The organism is Microbacterium sp. K24 (assembly GCF_004794465.1).
Lineage (GTDB): Bacteria > Actinomycetota > Actinomycetes > Actinomycetales > Microbacteriaceae > Microbacterium.
Genome location: NZ_SSDJ01000132.1, coordinates 1 through 19,206, shown reverse-complemented (window position 1 = coordinate 19,206; position 19,206 = coordinate 1). Strand labels below are relative to the sequence as shown.

Below are 19,206 nucleotides of genomic sequence, written 5' to 3'. Positions count from 1 at the left end.
CGTCCGCGACGAGAATCTATCACATCATGTTTCGCGAATGTAACAGATTCACAAATATGCCCCGGTCTATTGCAACCGAAGTGTGAACCAATTACATTGCGTTGAAAGACGATCACACCCGCTGGCCGATCGGAAGGACACTGATGTACCTCAACACCCGCACCCGCTCCTCGCGCGGCCGCCACCTCCCGGCAGGCCGCGCCCTCGCCGCGACCGGCCTCGCCGTCACCGCCGCGCTGGCCCTCGCCGGCTGCAGCGGCGGCAGTGCCGATGTCGACCCGGAAGCCGCAGACGGCTGGTCGCAGGAGTTCGCCGGTACCGAGCTCAACGTGCTCGCCGAAGCCACCCTGAACTCGGAGATCCTCGCCGAACTCGCCCCGGACTTCACCGCCAAGACCGGTATCGAGGTGAACATCGAGACGGCTCCGTTCGCGCAGCTCGTGCAGAGCGTCACCCTCGACTTCTCGACCGCACAGGGCGACTTCGACGTCGTCTCGATCCCCTACGACTACCTCGGCGCCTACGCCGGGAGCGACTACGTCGAGGAGATCACCCCGCTGATCGAGGCGAACGCCGACCGCGTCGGGGACGACTACGACCCGGACGACATCATCCCCGGTCTCTGGGAGACCGCCGCCGAGTGGGGCGGGAAGTCCTACGGCATGCCCTCGAACAGCGCGGTGACGATGATGATGTACCGCACCGACCTCCTCGAGAACCCCGAAGAGCAGGCTGCCTTCGCCGCCGCATACGGGTACGATCTCGCGCCCGCGCAGACCTGGCAGCAGTACCACGACATCGCCGAGTTCTTCACGCGGGACGCCGGGGAGACGCTCGCAGGCGAGGTGCTGACCGAGCCGATGTACGGCGTCACGATGGCGGGCAAGCGCCACGAGGCCGCGGTCTTCGAGTGGATGAACTACGCCGGCGGATTCGGCGGCGGCGTCGTCGACGCCGACGGCGAGCTCGTCGTCGACAGCGACGCCTCGGTCGAGAGCCTCGACTACATGAAATCGCTCGGCGAGTTCGCACCTCCCGGATTCACCTCGGCCACCTGGGATGAGGTGACCGCCAACCTCCAGCAGGGGATCGCCGCACAGGCGATCTCGTGGGGCGACACCGCCGGCGCGATGGACGACGAGTCCCAGTCCGCCGTCGTGGGCAAGATCGGCTACGGCGACATCCCCGTCGCTGCCGAGGGCGACGAGCACCACGCTCTGCACGGCGCATGGACGTACACGATCAGCAAGCAGGCCGTCGACAAGGATGCCGCATACCTCTTCGTCGCCTGGGCGCTCTCGGCATCCGTGCAGAAGCAGATCGGCGAGATGGGCGGAGTCCCCGCCACGCGCGCCGCCTTCGAGGACGCCGACCTGGTGGCCGCACTGCCCTCGTGGCCGCAGCAGCTGAGCAGCCTCGAGAACGCCGTCGCGCGTCCCCGCAACGCCGAGTGGCCGCAGATGCTCGATCAGCTCGCCCTGCAGGTGTCGACCGCGCTCGTCGGCGATGAGAGTCCGCAGAACGCCCTCACCGACGCGCAGACCGAGATCGAGGGCATCCTCGGCGACAAGCTGCCGCTGAAGGACTTCTGATCATGACCGCTGTCATCGACACGCCCTCGTCGTCGCCGCCCGCCCCGGCGCCGACGGATCGGGACGGGTACCGTCGGAACGCCCGACGGCGGGCCTTCTGGACGCGCTTCGGGATGCAGGCGCCGAGCCTGATCATCCTGGCCGTGGTGCTCGCCTTCCCCCTCGCCTACAGCGTCATCCTCAGCTTCCAGTCGTACAGCCCGGTCGACGCCGCGGCCGACGGCCACTGGATCGGGTTCGACAACTACGTGCGCATGTTCGGCGACGCGCAGTTCGGCCGCGCGATCCTCGTGACGATCGGCTACGTGGTGCTGGCGGTCGGCATCGAGACGCTCATCGGCACGGTGATCGGAGTCGTGCTGTCGCGGCTGATCCGCACCCGGCGCATCGTGACCTCGGCTCTGCTGCTGCCGATGATCGCGACCCCGCTGGTGGTCGGCCTCATGTTCAGCTTCGGCCTCAACCCGCAGTTCGGGTACATGAGCGACTTCCTCCGGTTCTTCGGCCTGGTGGGAGACGGCGGCGTTCTCGACTCGGCCGGCGGGGCGTTCGCGGCCCTGGTCGTGATGGACGTGTGGGAGTGGACGCCCTTCATCGCCCTGATGGTCCTCGCCGGGCTCGCGGCCGCACCGCAGGCGCAGATCCAGGCTGCGCAGCTGGACGGATGCAACACCTTCCAGCTCTATTGGCACGTGATGCTGCCGATGGTGCGGCCGGTGCTCATCGTGGCCGTCCTGTTCCGCGCGACCGAGGCGATCCGGCAGTTCGACCAGGTGTACATCCTGACCGGCGGCGGTCCCGGGTCGGCCACCACGGTCAACGACATCTTCCAGTACCGGGTCAGCTTCGCGGCCTTCGACATGAGCTACGGCGCCGCCCTCGGTGTCGCCACCTTCGCGGTCGTCGCGACGCTCGCCGCCATCCTCTTCCGTTTCCTCAACCGCAAGGGAGCCGACGCATGAGCACCACGACGGTCGTCAACACCCGGGCCATCGTGACCCGGCGGGACACCTCGCGCCTCGAGGCGCCCCTGCCGACGGGTCCGACGCGGATCAAGGCGGTCCAGATCATCCTGGGGATCGTGGCCGCGGCGCTGATCCTCGTCTACCTCTCGCCGATCATCTGGCTCGTGCTGACCTCGTTCAAGGACCGCGTCGACATCTTCTCGTCCGCGCCGAGCCTCTTCTTCGTCCCGACACTCGAGAACTACCGTGAGGCGTTCCTCCAGAAGGGTTTCACCGACAACCTGATCAACTCGGCCGTCGTCGGTCTGGTCTCGACGGTGATCGCTCTGGTCGTGGGCGTCCCGGCGGCGTACAGCCTCAGTCGCGTGAAGAAGGGCGAGACGTTCATGATGGCGCTGCTCGCGGCACGCCTGCTTCCGGCCATGGTGCTCGCCGTCCCGCTCTTCGTGCTCGCCTCGACGCTGGGCGTACGCGACTCGTACTTCGCCCTCGTCGCCGCCCACCTCACCTTCGCCCTGCCGTTCACCGTCTGGATGATGCGCGGCTTCTTCCTCGCCGTGCCGATCTCGCTCGACGAGGCGGCGCGCCTGGACGGCTGCGGCGAATGGGGGACCTTCCTCCGCGTCATCCTCCCGATCGTCAAGCCCGGCCTCGCGTCCACGGGGATCTTCTGCCTGATCAACTCGTGGAACGAGTTCCTGTTCGCCCTCGTGCTGACCGGGCGCAACACCGAGACGCTTCCGGTCGCGATCCCCGGTCTGATCACACCGATCGGCACCTCCTGGGGGCAGGTCGCCGCCGTCGGCACGGTGACGATCCTCCCGGTGCTCATCATCGCCTTCATCGTCCAGAAGCACATCGTCGCCGGGATGACCGGCGGGGCGGTGTCCGCCGAATGACCTCGCCCGCTCTGCCCTCTCGTCCCATCACACCAGCAAGGAACACCACGATGGTCGTCCAGACTCACTCCTTCACCCTCTCCACCCCCGCCCGGCAGGACTTCTTCGACGTCACCGACGAGGTCGTCCGGTTCGTGCAGGAATCCGGCGTCGTGGAGGGCATCGTGCACGCCTTCACTCCGCACACGAGCTGCTGCGTGCTCATTCAAGAGGAGTCGGAGGACGTGACGTACTACGGCACCCAGCTGCTGCTGCAGGACACCCTCAACGTCTTCGCGAAGATCGTGCCGCCGGCCCGCCACGAGGGTCAGTACCTCCACCCGGGACCCATCCACATCAAGAACGCAGCCGAGCTCCGCGGCGAGCACCCCTCGTGGGGGCTCAACACCGACGGACACATCGTGTCGTCGATCATCGGCCGCTCCGAAGCGGTGCCCGTCAAGGACGGCGCTCCCGTGCTCGGCGAGTTCGGTCGCGTGTACTTCGGCGATCTCGACGCGGTGAGGGCTCGCGAGCGCACCGTCGTGCTGACCATACTGGGCAACTGAGGATGCTGATCTACGCCGTCGATCTGGGGACGACCAATATCAAGGTCGTCCTGTTCGACGAGCGCGCCCAGCAGCTCGCCGTCGCCCGCGACGCCATGCGGTACCGGCGCGACGGCGTGTACGTGGAGTTCGATCCCGAAGCCGTTCTGGCGAGCGTCCTCCAGCTCATCGCCGAGTGCGCGCGCCAGGCGCCGGGCACCGATCAGGACGCACACATCGTGCTGACCGGTCAGGCGGAGGCGCTCGTACTCGCCGATGCGGACGGACGACCTCTCGCCCCCGGCATCTCCTGGATGGACGAGCGCTCGACGATCGAGGCCGACGAGATCGCCGACCGCTTCGGCACCGACGACGCCTTCGCGGTCACGGGGCAGCCGGAGTCGGTCGCGACCTGGCCGGCCACGAAGCTGCGCTGGTTCGCGGCCCACCGCCCCGAGCTGCTCGTCGCCGCGCGTCATGTGCTGATGATCAAGGACTTCGTCCTGTTCCGCCTCACGGGGCGTGCGGTCGGGGAGGAGACCACCCGCGGGTTCACCTACCTCTACGACGTGCCCCGCCGACGGTACTGGGACGAGATGGTCGAGTTCTGCGGCATCCGCCCGGAAATGCTCCCCGAGGTGGTGCCGGCGGGGACGACGATCGGCTCGGTTCGCGACGAGATCCTCGACCAGCTGCCTCCGGCGACCTCGTACTCGGTGAACGTCGGCGCGCTCGACCACTTCTGCGCGATGCTCGGGCTGTCGTCCTACGCCGCAGGCGCTGTCAGCGCATCCGCCGGCACGGTCCTCGCGCTCTCGCTCATCGCGCCCGACTGGAGCTTCGACCCGGCGGACCGCGTCTCGTTCCACCCGGGCCTGCGCGCCGACGAGACTGTGCTGTTCACCTGCGCCGACAGCGGCGGGGTGGCCCTGGAATGGTTCCGCGAGAGCATCGCCGGCGGCATCCCGTACGACGCGCTCGAGAGGGAGCTGCGCGATCGCGACCACCGCGGCGCACCGCTGTTCCTCCCGTACCTGACGGGAGTGAATCCCCCCGATTTCCAGCCCGACGCCCGCGGCGCGTTCCTGGAGCTGCAGCTGCGGCACGACCGGATCGACCTCGCGTATGCCGTGATGGAGGGTGTGGCCCACCTGCTGCGCCGCAACATCGACGCCCTTCGCGGGAGCGGACAGGCGGTCGAGGAGATCGTCAGCGCCGGGGGCGGCACCGCCTCGTCGTTCTGGAATCAGCTCAAGGCCGACGTGTGCGGCGTCGCGCTGCGTGTTCCCGACGAACAGGAGGCCGCCTGCCGAGGCGCGGCCGTCCTCGCCCTCGTCGCCGCCGGTGCTCTCACCTCGATCGATGACACCGCAGCACTCCACGCACCGTCGGAACGGGTCTACCGTCCCCGGATCGACGCTGCCCTGGCCGCCCGATATGACCGCTTCGACACCGCCCTCACGCGTCTGTATCCGCAGTGAGCGGCGTCCGACACCCACCCGAGAGAAGGATGCAATGATCCTCTGCTGCTCCACACCGATGATCCCCGGCGACACCCTGACCGCCCAGGCCGAACTGCTGCGCGACTGGGGATACGACGCGATCGCCGTGTTCCAGCCCGTCGAGCTCTGGAACGCGAGCGTTCGCAGCGAACTCGCGGAACTCGAGACGCGCACCGGAGTGCGGCCCGTCGAGTTCGTGCTCGTGGGAGACATCTACGGCCACGCGATGTCGGACGACGCCGACCTGCGCAGGCGCTGCCGCGACATGTACCGGGAGACGGCCGACGTCTGCGCCGAGCTGGGCCTGGTCACCGAGATCGAGTACCAGTACGGCCCGCAGGACCCGATGCCGCTCTTCGACCCCTACCAGCAGCTCACTGCGGCTCAGAACGACGAGTTCACGGCGTTCTACCGCGAGCTCCTCGACCGGGTCGCCGGTTCCGACGGCGCGGTGCTCCTCGAGCCGCTCAACCGCTACGAGAGCCGGTACCTGAACTCCGTCGCCGACAATCTCGCGGTGCTCGCCCAGGTGCAGCATCCGAATGCCGGCCTGCTGCCCGACACGTTCCACATGTCGATCGAGGAGGCGAACATCCCCGACGCCCTGCGTGCGGCCGGCGACCAGGTGCGCCACGTGCACCTCGGCGACAGCAACCGTCTGCTCCCCGGCGGTGGCGCCCTCGACTGGCCGGCCATCTTCCAGGCACTGCACGAGATCGACTACCGCGGCGCCGTCAACCTCGAGTGCTCGACGAGCGGCGACCCGGCCCGCACCCTGCCGCAGACCGCGGCGCTGCTGCGCGAGCTCATCGGCGCCTGACCATCCCCTTCCCTTTCCACCCCAAGGAGAAAACATGAACATCGACCTCGCCGGACGCATCGCCGTCGTCACCGGAGGCGGACGCGGCATCGGCCTCGCCGTCGCCCGCGCGCTCGCCGCGGAGGGCGCCGACATCGCCCTGTTCGACCTTCTCGAGACGGTCGAGGAGACCGCCGCGCAGATCGCCTCGGACTTCGGGGTCCGCGCCCTCGGACACCGCCTCGACGTGACGGATCAGGATGCCACGGCAGCCGCCTTCGCCCACGTGAAGGAGCAGCTCGGCGTGCCGCGCGTGCTGCTGACCGCCGCGGGCATCGAGATCAACGGCGACTCCATCGACGTGACCGCCGACCAGTGGCGCAAGGTCATCGACGTGAACCTCACCGGCACCTTCTTCTCGGCCCAGGCGTTCGGACGCACGCTGCTGGAGGCGGGAGAGACCGGCAGCGCCGTGCTCATCTCGTCGATGTCCGGGTCGATCGTGAACGTGCCGCAGTGGGCGGCGTCGTACAACTCGTCCAAGGCGGCTGTCGCGCACCTGGCGAAGTCGCTGGCCGTGGAGTGGGCGGCCTCCGGCATCCGCGTCAACGCCGTCGCCCCCGGATACGTGCTGACCGACCTCACGCGGCAGATCATCGAGCGCGAGCCGTCGCTCGAGGCCGAATGGGTCTCCCTCATCCCGCAGGGCCGCATGGCGACCCCCGAGGATGTGGCCGGTCTCGTGGTGTTCCTGGCCTCCGACGTGTCGAGCTACATGACCGCTCAGCAGGTGACCATCGACGGCGGCTACACCGCCGTCTGACCCCCGGCCGCTCCGGCAGCCAGGAAGGAAGCAGGTCTGATGAACTCCGATCTCCGCAGCAGCGGGGGCACGACGACCGCGTCGCCTCCGCACGACACCGCGCTCAGCACCCGCGGCATCCGCGTCTCGTACGGCCACGTCCACGCCCTGCGCGGCGCCGACTTCGACTGCCGGGCGGGCGAGGTGACCGCACTGATCGGCGACAACGGCGCCGGCAAGTCCACACTCGTCAAGGTGCTCTCCGGAGCACTCGCGCCCGACGACGGGCAGGTGTACGTCGGCGGTGAGCCTTTCCGGGCGAACGGACCGACCGATGCTCAGGCCGCCGGGATCGAGACCGTGTGGCAGGATCTCGCTCTCGCACCCGACATGGGACCGGTCGCGAACATGTTCCTCGGTCGCGAGACGCGGCGCAAGGGACTGCTCGGCGCGTTCGGCTTCCTCGACAACAAGTCGATGGCCGCCGCCGCGCAGCGCGAGTTCGCGCAGCTCGGCGTCACGGCGGATCCGCGTCGCGGCTCCGTCAGCGACATGTCCGGCGGCCAGCGTCAGGGAGTCGCCGTCGCGCGGGCCGTGAGTTGGGCGCGCACGGTCGTGCTCCTCGACGAGCCGACCGCCGCACTCGGCGTCGTGCAGACGAAGGGTGTGCTCGACATGGTCAGGCGCGTCGCCGATCGCGGTCTCGCCGTCGTGCTGATCAGCCACAACATGTCCGACGTGCTCAGCGTCGCCGACCGGATCGAGGTGCTGCGTCTCGGCCAGCGCGTCGCGAGCTACTCGCGGCAGGAGGCGAGCCTCGAGCTGCTCGTGTCCACCATGACCGGGGGCAGCGCGTCGTCCGCGCCGACCGACACCGAGAATCGAGGAGACCGATGACTTCCCTGGACACCCTGGGCGCGCCCGTCGCAACACCCGAACCTCCCTCCTGGCGCGAGCGCCTCGAGCGTGCGTGGCAGCATCCGCTCTTCGTCGTGACATGCGCGCTCATCCTGCTGGTCGTCGTGTTCGCGATCATCAACGGGCAGCCCTTCCTGGGGGCCGCCAATGTGCGCAACATGTTCCTCGCCGGCTCGATCATGCTGATCCTCGCCGTCGGCGTGACGTACGTGATCATCACCGCCGGCTTCGACCTCTCGGTCGGATCGGTGCTGGTCTTCTCCGGTGTCGTCAGCATGATCGTCATGCAGCGGGTCGGCGGAGACGGCTGGGGCACCGCCCTCCTCGGGCTCGGCGTCGCCGTCGCGAGCGGACTGCTGCTCGGGTGGATCAACGGTCTGCTGGTCGCGTACGCCGACCTCAACCCGATCATCGTCACGCTCGGCATGTTCGGCGCGGCTCTGGGCCTGGCGCAGGTCTTCACCGGCGGACAGGACCTCAGCGGGATGCCGTCGGCGATGTCGCAGTTCGGCGTCGGCCGGCTCCTGGGAGTGCCGTGGGTGGTCATCATCGCCGCGGTCGTCGCGATCATCGCCGCCATCGCCCTGCACTCGACCGCGTTCGGCCGGCACACCTACGCGATCGGCTCGAACAAGGAGGCGGCCGTGCGCGCCGGCATCCCTGTTCGCCGCCACCTCGCGGTCATCTACGGCCTGTCCGGCCTGCTGGCGGGCCTCGCCGGCTGGCTCTCGCTCTCGGTCTACGGCACGACCAACATCTCGGGCCACTCGCTCGATGCCCTGACCGCCGCGACCGCGGCGATCCTCGGCGGAGCGAGCCTGTTCGGCGGAGTCGGCACCATCGCCGGCACCGCGCTCGGGAACGCGATCCCCGTCGTGCTCGCGAGCGGTCTCGTGATCGCCGGGCTGCAGAGCTTCTGGCAGCAGGTGGTCACCGGCGCCGTGCTGATCGGCGCCCTCTACCTCGACCGCCTCCGGCGCCTGCGCAGCCTCCGCAGATCGAGCTCCGCCTCGAGCTGATCCTCCGACCGCCCCTTCTCCGCCTCACCCTCCATGCACTGACCCTTCCTTTCGCACGCCCTCACGACACAGGAGTCCTCATGAACGCACCGTCCGCACGCTCTCGCCGTCGCATCCTCCTCGCTCTGGCCGCCACCTCGCTGCTGATCGCCCCGCTCGCCGCCTGCTCGACCGCCGATCCGGGCGCCGGAGACGGCGGAGAGGACGCGGTGACCGGCGCCAAGGTCGCCATCGCCGGTCCCCAGTCCGGTGACCCGTACTATGTGCAGGTCGCCTGCGGCGCACAGGCCGCGGGCAAGAAGCTGGGGATGGAGGTCGGCGAGCTGCAGGCCCCGCAGAACCAGAACCAGGCGCAGCTGACGACCATCATCCAGAATGTGCTCACGAGCTCCCCGGATGCCCTCGTCTACACCCCCGCGGATCCGGTGGCCGGCGGCATCCCGGTGCAGTCGGCGCGGGAGGACGGCGTGGTGGTCATCGACGTCGACGCCCAGCTGGAGGACGACAACCTCTACGACTCGTTCGTCGCCTCGAACCACTATGAGGGCGCGAAGGAGATCACGAAGTATCTCGCGGAGCTCATCGGCGGGGAAGGGCAGATCGCTGCGATCGGCTCGCTCGCCACCAACCCCATCACGCAGGCGCGCATCGCCGGATTCGAGGATGCGCTGAAGGACTACCCCGACATCGAGGTGGTGTCGATCTCGTACCCGGAGATCTCGGCCGACGTGATCCAGGCCAACGCCGCCTCCACGCTCGTGAAGTACCCCGACCTCAAGGCCATCTACACGACGAACTACCTCAACTCGACGGGTGCGGCGGTGGCGCTGCGCAACGCCGACGTGGTCGGTGACGTGAAGATGGTCAGCTGGGATGCCGGTGCGGCGAACGTCGAACTGCTGCAGGAGGGTGTGCTGCAGGCGACCGTCGCCCAGCAGCCGTACGCGATGGGCGAGCTGGCGATCGAGCAGATCGCGAAGCAGCTGCGCGGTGAAGAGGTGTCGAAGACCGTCGATGCGCCGGTCGAGATCCTCACCAGCGACGACGTCGACACTCCCGAAGGCCAGAAGCTCTGGTACAAGACCGAGTGCAACTGACCCTCGAACACCCAGAACCCACCCACCTCGGACGGAGAACCGCATGACTCTCACCGGATACCTGAACACGCTCTCGGCCGAACCCGGCGAGGTCGTGGACCTGATGGTCAGCGCGAGCGCCGACACGGTCGAGGTGAGCCTGGTGCGACTGCGTCATGGGGACGAGAACCCGCAGGGCCCGGGGCGCCGGATCCTGCCGGTTCCCGGGTTCGCGCCGCGCACCGTTCCCGGTGGTCTGCGCGACGTCCACCTGGGGTCGTGCATCGTGGTGCCGAGCCTCGGCGGCACGCCCCTGCGCGGGATCGAGGTGTCGGTGCTCCTGAAGCCGACCACGCCGGATGCCGGTCGCGAGCAGGGAGTGATCTCGCTGCTCGCGGCCGACGGCACGGTCGCGCTCTCCGCCGTGATCGATGCGGGGGGTGCGCTGAGCCTGCGCGGCGCCGACGGGGAGGTGTCCTCGCTGTCCGTGCCCTGGCGTCGCGGCAGCTGGTACCGGCTGGAGCTCCGTGTCTCCTCCGACGATCTGCTGGTGGCGCGATGCACCGAACTCCGTGCACGTCGGGAGATGTGGAGCGGAGCGACGGACGAGGTGCCGATCTCGGCAGGCTCGTCCGCCGCGTCGGCGGTGATCGCCGCCGTGAGCTGTCCACGTGTCGGGACCCAGTGGGCGCCGGATCGGGTCTTCAACGGCAAGATCGAGCATCCGCAGATCCACAGCCGTGCCGCCGACGGGTCGCGGACAGCGGTCGCCGACTGGCGGCTCGAGCGCGAGATGGGCAGCGCGCGGTGCGTCGACGTCGGCGGGCACGAGTACCACGGCGTCGTGATCAACGCGCCTCTGCGCGCCGCCACCGGAGCCCTGTGGCGCCACGAGGAGGTGGACTTCACGAAGGTGCCGGAGCAGTACGGCGCCATCCACTTCCACGACGACGACCTCGACGACGCCGGCTGGCCTGTGAGCCTGAGCTTCACCGTGCCGGACGACCTCGACTCGGGCGTCTATGCCGTCGAGCTGCGCGCGGGAGCGCAGGTCGATCACGTGCCCTTCGCCGTACGCCCCTCCGCGTCGGGTCCGCGTGCCCGCATCGCCGTCCTGCTGCCCACGTTCACCTACATCGCGTACGGGAACGAGCGGATGGTGACCCGGCTCGACTTCGAGGGCGATCAGATGAGCGATCATCCGATCCACCCGGGTCACCGCGACCTCGAGCTCGCGGAGCATCCGGAGTGGGGTCTGAGCATGTACGACGTGCACTCCGACGGCAGCACGTGCTCGTACTCGACGCATCTGCGCCCCATCCCGAACCTCCGTCCCGACTACCGTGCCTGGCTGCAGGACGCCCCGCGCCATCTGAGCGCGGATCTGTACCTCGTCGACTGGCTGATGGAGAAAGGGCAGCCCTTCGACGTCCTCACCGATCACGACCTCCACCGCGACGGAGCCGCGCTGCTCGCCGCCTACGACGTCGTCATCACCGGCAGCCACCCGGAGTACGTCAGCGGGCGGATGCTGGACGCCCTGGAAGCGCATCTCGACGACGGCGGATCCCTCATGTACCTCGGTGGGAACGGCTTCTACTGGGTGACCAGTCAGGATGCCGAGCGACCTCATCTGCTGGAGATCCGACGCGGACCGGTCGGCACCCGCCCGTCCGAAGGCGGGCCGGGCCAGGGCTTCCACAGCACGACGGGGGAGCCGGGCGGGATGTGGCGTCAGCGCGGCCGATGGCCGAACGGCCTCACCGGCATCGGCATGACTGCGCAGGGCTGGGATTCGAAGGCTCCAGGCTATCGGCGATCGGCCGCTCTCCCCGCCGAACTCGGCTTCGTCTTCGCGGGCGTGGACGATGAGGTCATCGGCGATTTCGGTCTCATCATGAACGGCTCGTCGGGGGATGAGATCGACCGTTTCGATCCCGAACGCGGAAGCCCGCCCGAGACCGTGGTGCTCGCGACATCGACCGGGCACAGCGACTTCTACCTGCTCGCGGGCGAAGACGTCATGGCCTCGCGCGCCGGTCTCGGCGGCACCGAGTCGCCGGACGTGCGGTCCGATATGACGTGGCTCGAGAAGCCGGGCGGCGGGGCGGTGTTCAGCGTCGGCTCGATCTGCTTCACGGGCGCGCTGTCGCATAACGGGTACCGCAACAACGTCTCGACGGTGATGACCAACGTGATCGGCGAGATGCTCTCCCGCGCGCGAAGGGCGAGCTGACCCGAGGTCGACGACCGACGCTCACCGCACGGCGAGTGCCCCCGCGGCATCCTGCAGGCAGGCGATGAACGCCGCCACGACCGCGCTCTCGTCCTCTTTGACCGGGTACGCCGCCAGCAGCCGCGTGACCGGCGACCCGGCGAGGGGCACGACGGCGATCGACGGCGGCACCAGCTGCCGCACGGATTCGGGAAGGATGCTCGTGCCGAGGCCCGCGGCGACGAAGCCGAGCGCGGTCTCCTGGTGCACGACCTCTTCGATGATGCGGGGCGTCCCCGCGGTTCCCAGCACGTCGCTGACCCGGTCGACGTAGCCGGGCATGAGCGAGCGGGGGTAGGCGATCATCGGCACCTGGATGATCTCCGCCGCCGTCACCTCGTCGCGTCCGGCGAGCGGGTGCGCGATCGGCAGGCAGGCCACCAGCCGCTCCTCGAAGACGACCTCGGTGGTCAGGACGGGTGACGAGCGCCCGGGCCGCGGGATCTCGTCGCGCACGATCCCGATGTCGATCGACCCCTCCCGCAGGCGGTCGAACTGCTCGCCCGAGGTCAGCGGCACGAGGGTGAGATTCACGTTCGGACGACGAGCGCGGAAGAGCTGCACCACCTCCGGGAGCACGGTGTAGTTCGCGGAGCTGACGAAGCCGGCCGTCAGGTGTCCGGCGAGTCCGTCGACGTAGTCGCGCATCTCGGCACGGACGGCGTCGACCTCGTCGATGATCCTCCGCGCGCGCTCCTGCAGGTGCCGGCCGGCGGGCGTCAACGAGACCCGGCGGGTGCTGCGCTCGAACAGGGGTGTGCCGACCTCGCGTTCGAGACGGCCGACCTGCACGCTGAGCGGCGGCTGCGACATGTGCAGCTTCTGGGCCGCTCGACCGAAGTGGAGCTCGTCCGCCACCGCCAGGAAATAGCGCAGCTGACGGAGTTCCATGCGGTCACGATACGTGCTCCGTATTACCGCTCCGTTACGGGCGCATTGCGAGCGAAACGCTATCAATCGGTGTCAGAAATCGTATTTGACCTGGGATTGCTTGCGCCGTTCAACTGGTCTCGACGCACCCGACACGGAGGACCCGACCATGACTGCAGACACCGCCACCCGCACCCGGATCGACATGCTCTACCTGAGCGAGCCCGAGGTCATCGCCGCCGGCGTGAAAGACATGGAGCGCTGCATGGAGGTCATGGAGGAGGTCCTGATCCTCGTCGCCAAGGGCGACTACCGCATGGCCGGCAACTCGGCGAACTCGCACGGTGCGCAGGTCGGCTTCCCGGCATCCTCGCCGTTCCCGACCATGCCGCTGGATGCCGCCGACCGCCGCTTCATGGCGATGCCCGGCTACCTCGGCGGCCGCTTCGACACAGCGGGGGTCAAGTGGTACGGGTCGAACATCGACAACCGCGAGCAGGGTCTGCCGCGCTCCATCCACCTCATCGTGCTGAACGACAAGGAGACGGGTGCTCCGTTCGCGATCATGTCGGGCAACCTCGAGAGCGCGTACCGCACGGCCGCGGTGCCCGGCGCCGCCGCCAAGAAGCTCGCACCCGTGAACGCGAAGTCCCTCGGCATCATCGGCCCCGGCGCGATGAACAAGAGCGCGCTGCACGCCATGACCGCCGCCCGCCCCTCGCTCGACACGATCCGCATCAACGGCCGCCGCCGCTCGACGTCGGAGGCGTTCGCCGACTACGTGCGCGAGCACTACCCGCAGTTCACGACGATCGAGATCGCCGAGACCGTCGAGGCCGCCGTGCGCGACTCCGACATCGTCTCGGAGGCCGTGACCGGACTCGTCGGCTCGGAGAACTACCCCTACATCGACGGCGACTGGATCAAGCCCGGTGCGTTCCTGAGCCTGCCGGCGAACCTGCGGATGGACAAGGAGTACACGCTCTCCGGCAAGGCGCGGCTCATCGCCGACGCCAAGAAGATCTACGAGGCGTGGGCCGAGGAGTACCCGGCGCCCTCGCACGAGACCGCGTTCGGCATGATCGGCCTCTACTGGCAGGACCTGATCGAGGCGGGCGAGCTCGACGAGTCGCGGGTCGTGAACATCGGCGACGTGTTCGAGGGCACCGTGCCCGGGCGCGAGTTCGACGAGCAGCCGGTGCTGTTCAGCGTGGGCGGCATGGGTGTGGAAGACGTCGCCTGGGCGAAGACCGTCTACGAGAACGCGGTCGAGCTGGGCATCGGCACGAAGCTCAACCTCTGGAACGCCCCGGACCTGGCCTGAGCCATGAGCACGACGGACGGACAGGCAGTGCACGAGTCCGCGAGGTTCGCGGTCATCGGCGCCGGGCTGAGCGGTGCGGCGGCCGCCTGGCGACTGGCGCAGTCGGGCGAAGACGTGATCGTGCTCGAGCGCGACGAACCGGCATCCGCTCTGGGCAGTTCGCACGGGTCGGCCCGCATCTTCCGCTACGCCTACCTCGACCCGTTCTTCGTCGACCTCGTCGTGCAGGCGAAGCGCGGCTGGGACGAGCTGGAAGCCGCGACCGGCGAGCGGCTCGTGATCCCCAGCGGTTCCCTCGACTGCGGTGTCGTGCGCGACCCGCGTCGACTCGCGGGGGTGCTCGAGAGCCAGGGCGTCGAGCACGAGCTGCTGACGGCCGGAGATGCGAAGGCGCGCTGGTCGCAGCTGAACTTCGACAGCGAGGTGCTCTGGCACCCGGGAGCCGGCGTGATCGACGCCGAGGCGTCGGTCGAGGCGATGATCGACCTCGCCCGCGTCGCGGGTGCCCGGGTGCGCACGCGGTGGGAGGTCGCGTCCGTGCGTCGGGCATCCGCGGGCTATCTCGTCACCTCGTCGACGGGCGACACGGTGCACGCCGAACAGGTGATCATCGCGGCGGGCGGCTGGCTTCCCGCGCTCCTCGGCGAACTCGATCTGCCGTCGGATTTCGTCGACGCCCTGCCGCAGTTCGAGGTGCGCCAGGAGAACGCGTTCCACTTCCTCTACCGCGACGTGCGCGACTGCGGCGAGACGCCGGTCGGCGGGGAGACCTCGTGGCCGACCTTCATCTACAAGGGACGCGACATGCAGGCCTACAGCCTCCCCGGCGGACGCGATGCGCAGTTCCGCGGGCAGAAGGTCGCCGAGTACAACGGCGGCCGCGTGATCCCGTCGGCGCGCGACCAGGACGGACGGATCGATCCCGCCAACCGGAAGCGCGTCATCGGCTTCGTCGAGCACTTCTCTCCGGGTCTCTTCGCGACGCCGTACGCCGAGACGACCTGCCTGTTCACCAACGTGCCGCGCGACGACATGATCATCGACCGGGTCGAGGGGATCACGATCCTCTCGCCCTGTTCGGGGCAAGGAGCCAAGTTCGCTCCGCTGCTCGGCGAGCTCGTGCTCGACCTCGTCGTCGGATCCCAGCACGCGGGCGAGCGCTTCCGCGCGGCCGGCCAGCGATTCGCGGGGGTGTGACATGACGACGCACGCCGACGCGAACGCGCTGCTGGCCGAGATCGAGGGAATCGGCGTCGATCAGCACCGCGGGGGATACTCGCGCCCGGTCTTCTCGCCGGCAGAGCTCGAGCTGCGCGGCTGGTTCGAGAACCACGCCACGGCGCGCGGCCTGACCGTCGAGACCGACGGCAACGGCATCCTCTGGGCCTGGTGGGACGTGCCGGATGCCGATGACCGGAGCGGTGCAATCGTGACCGGATCGCACCTCGACTCGGTGCCCGGCGGGGGCAACTTCGACGGACCTCTCGGAGTCGCGAGTGCGCTCGCCGCGGTCGACGTGCTGCGCGACCGCGGCATCGCACCGGGGCGGCCGCTGGCCGTGGCCGTGTTCCCGGAGGAGGAGGGATCGCGGTTCGGCATCGCCTGCCTGGGTTCCCGCCTTCTCGCCGGGGCGGTCGAGCCGGATCGCGTGCGTGCGCTGACGGACGAGACGGGACGGTCGTTCGCCGATGTGGCATCCGCTGCCGGATTCGATCCGTCGACCATCGGAGCCGATGCCGACCGCCTGACCGGCATCGCGGCGTTCGTCGAGCTGCACGTCGAGCAGGGCAGAGGACTCATCGATCTCGGCCGACCCGTCGCGCTGGCGGGGGCGATCATCGCGCACGGCCGCTGGCACGTGCGGATCGAGGGTCGAGGCGACCACGCCGGAGCCACGCGGATGGCGGATCGCCAGGACCCGGTCGTCGTGGCGGCCGAGACGATCCGCAGTCTGCGCGTGCACACGCTCGTGGTGGACGACGCCCGCGGGACCGTCGGCCGCATCACCGTGACGCCCGGCGGCACGAACGTGATCGCCTCGTCGGTCGACCTCTGGATGGACGTGCGGCACCACTCGGAAGAGGCCGTGCGGCGCATCGTCAGCGAGGTCACCGCGGGCACCGAGCGCGCGGCGGATGCCGAGGGCTGCACCGTCACCGTCACCGAGCAGTCGTTCTCGCCGACCGTCTCGTTCGATCCCGCCCTGCGCGACCGCATGCAGGCAGTGCTCCCCGATGCCCCCGTGCTCGACACGGGAGCCGGGCACGACGCCGGCGTTCTCGCCGCTGTCATCCCCACCGGGATGCTCTTCGTCCGCAACCCCACGGGCGCCTCGCACACCCCCGCCGAGACCGCAGGAGCGGAAGACGTGGCCGCCGGCGTGGACGCGCTCGCCGACCTGCTCGAGAACCTCCTCACGCACTAGACCCCCTCCCCGAAAGGAGATCGACATGGACATCACCTCGCAGGTGAACACGGGATGGATGCTGACCGCCACGGTCGCCGTCACCCTCATGCTGCCCGGACTCGCCCTGTACTACGGCGGTCTGTCCCGCACGAAGAACATCCTCAACACGATGATGATCGTGTTCGGCGGCTTCGCCGTCACGGCCGTGCTCTGGGTGCTGTACGGCTACGGCCTGACCCTCGGGAACTCCGTGGGCGGCGCCGGCATCATCGGCGACCCGACCGGCCTGTTCGGCATCCAGTCGCTCCTCGGCGCCGAGACGCCGGAGGGCACCGTGCCCGCGATCCTCATCGCCGTGTTCCAGCTGATCTTCGCCGGGCTCACGGTCGGCATCATCGGCGGCGCGGTCGAAGGCCGCATGAAGTTCTCGACCTGGCTGATCTTCAGCGGCCTCTGGGCGACCCTCGTCTACTTCCCGGTCGCGCACTGGGTGTTCGCGTTCGACTCGGCCGACGGCTCGACCGTCGGCGGCTGGATCGCCAACCAGCTGCACGCGATCGACTTCGCCGGTGGCACGGCCGTGCACATGAACGCGGGCGTCGCGGCGCTCGTGCTCGCCTTCTTCCTCGGCAAGCGCCGCGACTTCCCGCACGTGGGTCGCCCCGGCAACCTGCCGATCGCGATCGTCGGCGGCGGGCTCCTGCTCGTCGGCTGGTACGGCTTCAACGGCGGATCGTCCGGCGGCATCAACGACAGCGCCGGTGTGGCCGTCACGAACACCCTCATCGCCGCATGCGCCGGACTGCTCGGCTGGTTGATCGTCGAGCGGATCGTCCGCAAGGCGGCGACCTCGCTGGGCGCGATCTCGGGTGTTCTCGGCGGACTCGTCGGCATCACGCCCGCGGCCAACTCCGTCTCGCCGGTCGGCGCGATCATCATCGGCCTCCTCGCCGGCGTCGTCGCGTTCGCGGCACTGAGCCTCAAGGAGCGCCTCGGCTACGACGACGCGCTCGACGCCGTCGCGATCCACATGTTCCCCGGCATCTTCGGCACGCTCGCGATCGGCTTCCTCGCCGACCCCGCCTCGCCGGCCGGAGCCACGGGCATCTTCTTCGGCGGGGACTGGGCGCTCCTCGGCACGCAGGCCATCGCGATCATCGCGGTGTTCGTCTACACCTTCATCGTGACCGCGCTCATCTCGTGGGTGCTGAAGGTCACGGTCGGGCTGCGCGTCGCCGACGGCACCGAGGTCACCGGCCTCGACACCACCCTCCACGCCGAGACGGCCTACGACCTGGACGACGTGCGCTCCTGAGCGCCGCCCACCGAGAAAGGACAACATCATGAAGCTCATCACCGCCGTCGTGCAGCCCAGTGCCCTCGAACCCGTCAAGACCGCGCTCGCCGAGATCGGCGTCGCCGGCATGACGATCCTCGATGCGAAGGGGCACGGTACGCAGACCGGCAAGGTCGAGGTCTATCGCTCGCAGCGGATCAAGGTCGACTTCCTTCCGAAGATCTACATCGAGACCGTCGTCAACGACGAGGTGCTCGAGGCCGCGCTCGACGCCATACAGGAGGCCGCCCGCACCGGGGCGATCGGCGACGGCAAGATCTGGGTCACCGACGTGCTCCAGGTCATCCGCGTCCGCACCGGCGAGACCGGTCCCACCGCCATCCGCTGAGAAGAACATCATGCTGCACCGCACGCGCGCCGACCTCGAGATCGTCCGACCGGCCGATGTCGAACCCGAACCATGGGCCAACGGCCTCGGAGTCACGCGGGTGCTCGCGGCCCGACCGGCCTGGCGCATCAGCCTCGCCGAGATCGAGGGACGGATGCCGTTCTCGCCGTTCCTCGGAGCGGACCGGGTGCTCATCCCGCTCAGCCCCGGCGGCGTGACGCTCGAGATCGACGGAGCGGAGCGGTCGGTCCCGATGCACACGGGCCTGGCCTTCCGGGGCGAGGATCACGTCGTCGCCGATACCGCGGGTGATCGGGCGACGGTCGTGAACTTCATGACGCGTCGGTCGACCGGACGGATGCGCTGGGAGATCCGGCACGTGGACGGTCGGATCGATGTCGACGTCGTCGCCGACGCCCTCGTCGTGCTCGGCGGCGAGGTGCGTCGCCGGTCCGAGACGCTGCCGCCGGGGAGCGTGGTGCGCTCGCTCGAGACCGTGGACCTCGCGGCCACGGACGCGGCCATCGCGCTGCTGCGCGTGGCCGG

General features: G+C 69.2%; 18 protein-coding genes. 17 read left to right on the top strand and 1 reads right to left on the bottom strand.

Annotated elements, in window-relative coordinates:
* Positions 1 to 143 precede the first annotated feature (143 nt).
* From DW306_RS13615 to DW306_RS13565, 11 genes are all read left to right on the top strand, one after another.
* On the top strand, positions 144 to 1,592 hold the full coding sequence (locus DW306_RS13615; protein WP_136056138.1) for an extracellular solute-binding protein: 1,449 nt from the start codon (positions 144 to 146) through the stop codon (positions 1,590 to 1,592).
* 2 nt (positions 1,593 to 1,594) lie between these two features.
* Entirely contained in the window at positions 1,595 to 2,554 is a 960-nt protein-coding gene (locus tag DW306_RS13610; protein WP_136056137.1) for a sugar ABC transporter permease, read from the top strand.
* Positions 2,551 to 3,456 (top strand): carbohydrate ABC transporter permease, encoded by a 906-nt coding sequence (locus tag DW306_RS13605; RefSeq protein ID WP_136056136.1) that lies wholly within the window; start codon positions 2,551 to 2,553, stop codon positions 3,454 to 3,456. The genes DW306_RS13610 and DW306_RS13605 overlap by 4 nt, the downstream gene beginning before the upstream one ends.
* Positions 3,457 to 3,506: 50 nt before the next feature.
* Positions 3,507 to 4,004, top strand: coding sequence for a secondary thiamine-phosphate synthase enzyme YjbQ (locus DW306_RS13600; RefSeq protein WP_168429333.1), 498 nt, complete (start codon positions 3,507 to 3,509; stop codon positions 4,002 to 4,004).
* A 2-nt stretch (positions 4,005 to 4,006) separates the two neighbouring features.
* Positions 4,007 to 5,464, top strand: coding sequence for an FGGY family carbohydrate kinase (locus tag DW306_RS13595; protein WP_136056134.1), 1,458 nt, complete (start codon positions 4,007 to 4,009; stop codon positions 5,462 to 5,464).
* Between the two features lie 34 nt (positions 5,465 to 5,498).
* Positions 5,499 to 6,305, top strand: coding sequence for a sugar phosphate isomerase/epimerase family protein (locus tag DW306_RS13590; RefSeq protein ID WP_168429332.1), 807 nt, complete (start codon positions 5,499 to 5,501; stop codon positions 6,303 to 6,305).
* Between the two features lie 34 nt (positions 6,306 to 6,339).
* Positions 6,340 to 7,107, top strand: coding sequence for an SDR family oxidoreductase (locus DW306_RS13585; RefSeq protein ID WP_136056132.1), 768 nt, complete (start codon positions 6,340 to 6,342; stop codon positions 7,105 to 7,107).
* Between the two features lie 39 nt (positions 7,108 to 7,146).
* Positions 7,147 to 7,983: an ATP-binding cassette domain-containing protein gene (locus DW306_RS13580; protein WP_136056131.1), complete on the top strand. Its 837-nt coding sequence runs from the start codon at positions 7,147 to 7,149 to the stop codon at positions 7,981 to 7,983.
* Complete coding sequence (locus DW306_RS13575) at positions 7,980 to 9,023, top strand: ABC transporter permease (RefSeq protein WP_136056130.1); 1,044 nt, start codon at positions 7,980 to 7,982, stop codon at positions 9,021 to 9,023. The genes DW306_RS13580 and DW306_RS13575 overlap by 4 nt, the downstream gene beginning before the upstream one ends.
* An 80-nt stretch (positions 9,024 to 9,103) precedes the next feature.
* Positions 9,104 to 10,120: a substrate-binding domain-containing protein gene (locus tag DW306_RS13570; protein ID WP_136056129.1), complete on the top strand. Its 1,017-nt coding sequence runs from the start codon at positions 9,104 to 9,106 to the stop codon at positions 10,118 to 10,120.
* A 43-nt stretch (positions 10,121 to 10,163) separates the two neighbouring features.
* Positions 10,164 to 12,335 carry a N,N-dimethylformamidase beta subunit family domain-containing protein gene (locus DW306_RS13565; protein ID WP_136056128.1) on the top strand — a complete coding sequence of 724 codons (2,172 nt, stop codon included), beginning with the start codon at positions 10,164 to 10,166 and terminating at the stop codon, positions 12,333 to 12,335.
* Between the two features lie 21 nt (positions 12,336 to 12,356).
* On the opposite strand, the gene DW306_RS13560 is transcribed toward DW306_RS13565, so the two are convergent.
* A complete protein-coding gene (locus tag DW306_RS13560) occupies positions 12,357 to 13,265 on the bottom strand; it encodes a LysR substrate-binding domain-containing protein (RefSeq protein WP_136056127.1) in 909 nt (302 codons plus the stop codon).
* 148 nt (positions 13,266 to 13,413) lie between these two features.
* On the opposite strand from DW306_RS13560, the gene DW306_RS13555 reads away from it, so the two are divergent.
* The 6 genes from DW306_RS13555 to DW306_RS13530 form a co-directional block, all read left to right on the top strand.
* Positions 13,414 to 14,568 (top strand): tyramine oxidase subunit B, encoded by a 1,155-nt coding sequence (locus tag DW306_RS13555; RefSeq protein ID WP_136056126.1) that lies wholly within the window; start codon positions 13,414 to 13,416, stop codon positions 14,566 to 14,568.
* A gap of 3 nt (positions 14,569 to 14,571) precedes the next feature.
* Positions 14,572 to 15,765: an FAD-dependent oxidoreductase gene (locus DW306_RS13550; protein WP_136056125.1), complete on the top strand. Its 1,194-nt coding sequence runs from the start codon at positions 14,572 to 14,574 to the stop codon at positions 15,763 to 15,765.
* 1 nt (position 15,766) lies between these two features.
* Complete coding sequence (locus tag DW306_RS13545) at positions 15,767 to 16,993, top strand: allantoate amidohydrolase (protein ID WP_136056124.1); 1,227 nt, start codon at positions 15,767 to 15,769, stop codon at positions 16,991 to 16,993.
* A gap of 25 nt (positions 16,994 to 17,018) precedes the next feature.
* Entirely contained in the window at positions 17,019 to 18,290 is a 1,272-nt protein-coding gene (locus DW306_RS13540; RefSeq protein ID WP_136056123.1) for an ammonium transporter, read from the top strand.
* Between the two features lie 28 nt (positions 18,291 to 18,318).
* On the top strand, positions 18,319 to 18,660 hold the full coding sequence (locus DW306_RS13535; RefSeq protein WP_136056122.1) for a P-II family nitrogen regulator: 342 nt from the start codon (positions 18,319 to 18,321) through the stop codon (positions 18,658 to 18,660).
* A gap of 10 nt (positions 18,661 to 18,670) precedes the next feature.
* A partial coding sequence (locus tag DW306_RS13530; RefSeq protein WP_136056121.1) for a HutD family protein occupies positions 18,671 to 19,206 on the top strand: 536 nt, incomplete at its 3' end.

Excerpts from the sequence above, each read along its gene's own strand:
- DW306_RS13615 (WP_136056138.1), top strand. The coding sequence starts at position 144 with ATGTACCTCAACACCCGCACCCGCTCCTCGCGCGGCCGCCACCTCCCG.
- DW306_RS13610 (WP_136056137.1), top strand. The coding sequence starts at position 1,595 with ATGACCGCTGTCATCGACACGCCCTCGTCGTCGCCGCCCGCCCCGGCG.
- DW306_RS13605 (WP_136056136.1), top strand. The coding sequence starts at position 2,551 with ATGAGCACCACGACGGTCGTCAACACCCGGGCCATCGTGACCCGGCGG.
- DW306_RS13600 (WP_168429333.1), top strand. The coding sequence starts at position 3,507 with ATGGTCGTCCAGACTCACTCCTTCACCCTCTCCACCCCCGCCCGGCAG.
- DW306_RS13595 (WP_136056134.1), top strand. The coding sequence starts at position 4,007 with ATGCTGATCTACGCCGTCGATCTGGGGACGACCAATATCAAGGTCGTC.
- DW306_RS13590 (WP_168429332.1), top strand. The coding sequence starts at position 5,499 with ATGATCCTCTGCTGCTCCACACCGATGATCCCCGGCGACACCCTGACC.
- DW306_RS13585 (WP_136056132.1), top strand. The coding sequence starts at position 6,340 with ATGAACATCGACCTCGCCGGACGCATCGCCGTCGTCACCGGAGGCGGA.
- DW306_RS13580 (WP_136056131.1), top strand. The coding sequence starts at position 7,147 with ATGAACTCCGATCTCCGCAGCAGCGGGGGCACGACGACCGCGTCGCCT.
- DW306_RS13575 (WP_136056130.1), top strand. The coding sequence starts at position 7,980 with ATGACTTCCCTGGACACCCTGGGCGCGCCCGTCGCAACACCCGAACCT.
- DW306_RS13570 (WP_136056129.1), top strand. The coding sequence starts at position 9,104 with ATGAACGCACCGTCCGCACGCTCTCGCCGTCGCATCCTCCTCGCTCTG.
- DW306_RS13565 (WP_136056128.1), top strand. The coding sequence starts at position 10,164 with ATGACTCTCACCGGATACCTGAACACGCTCTCGGCCGAACCCGGCGAG.
- DW306_RS13560 (WP_136056127.1), bottom strand. The coding sequence starts at position 13,265 with ATGGAACTCCGTCAGCTGCGCTATTTCCTGGCGGTGGCGGACGAGCTC.
- DW306_RS13555 (WP_136056126.1), top strand. The coding sequence starts at position 13,414 with ATGACTGCAGACACCGCCACCCGCACCCGGATCGACATGCTCTACCTG.
- DW306_RS13550 (WP_136056125.1), top strand. The coding sequence starts at position 14,572 with ATGAGCACGACGGACGGACAGGCAGTGCACGAGTCCGCGAGGTTCGCG.
- DW306_RS13545 (WP_136056124.1), top strand. The coding sequence starts at position 15,767 with ATGACGACGCACGCCGACGCGAACGCGCTGCTGGCCGAGATCGAGGGA.
- DW306_RS13540 (WP_136056123.1), top strand. The coding sequence starts at position 17,019 with ATGGACATCACCTCGCAGGTGAACACGGGATGGATGCTGACCGCCACG.
- DW306_RS13535 (WP_136056122.1), top strand. The coding sequence starts at position 18,319 with ATGAAGCTCATCACCGCCGTCGTGCAGCCCAGTGCCCTCGAACCCGTC.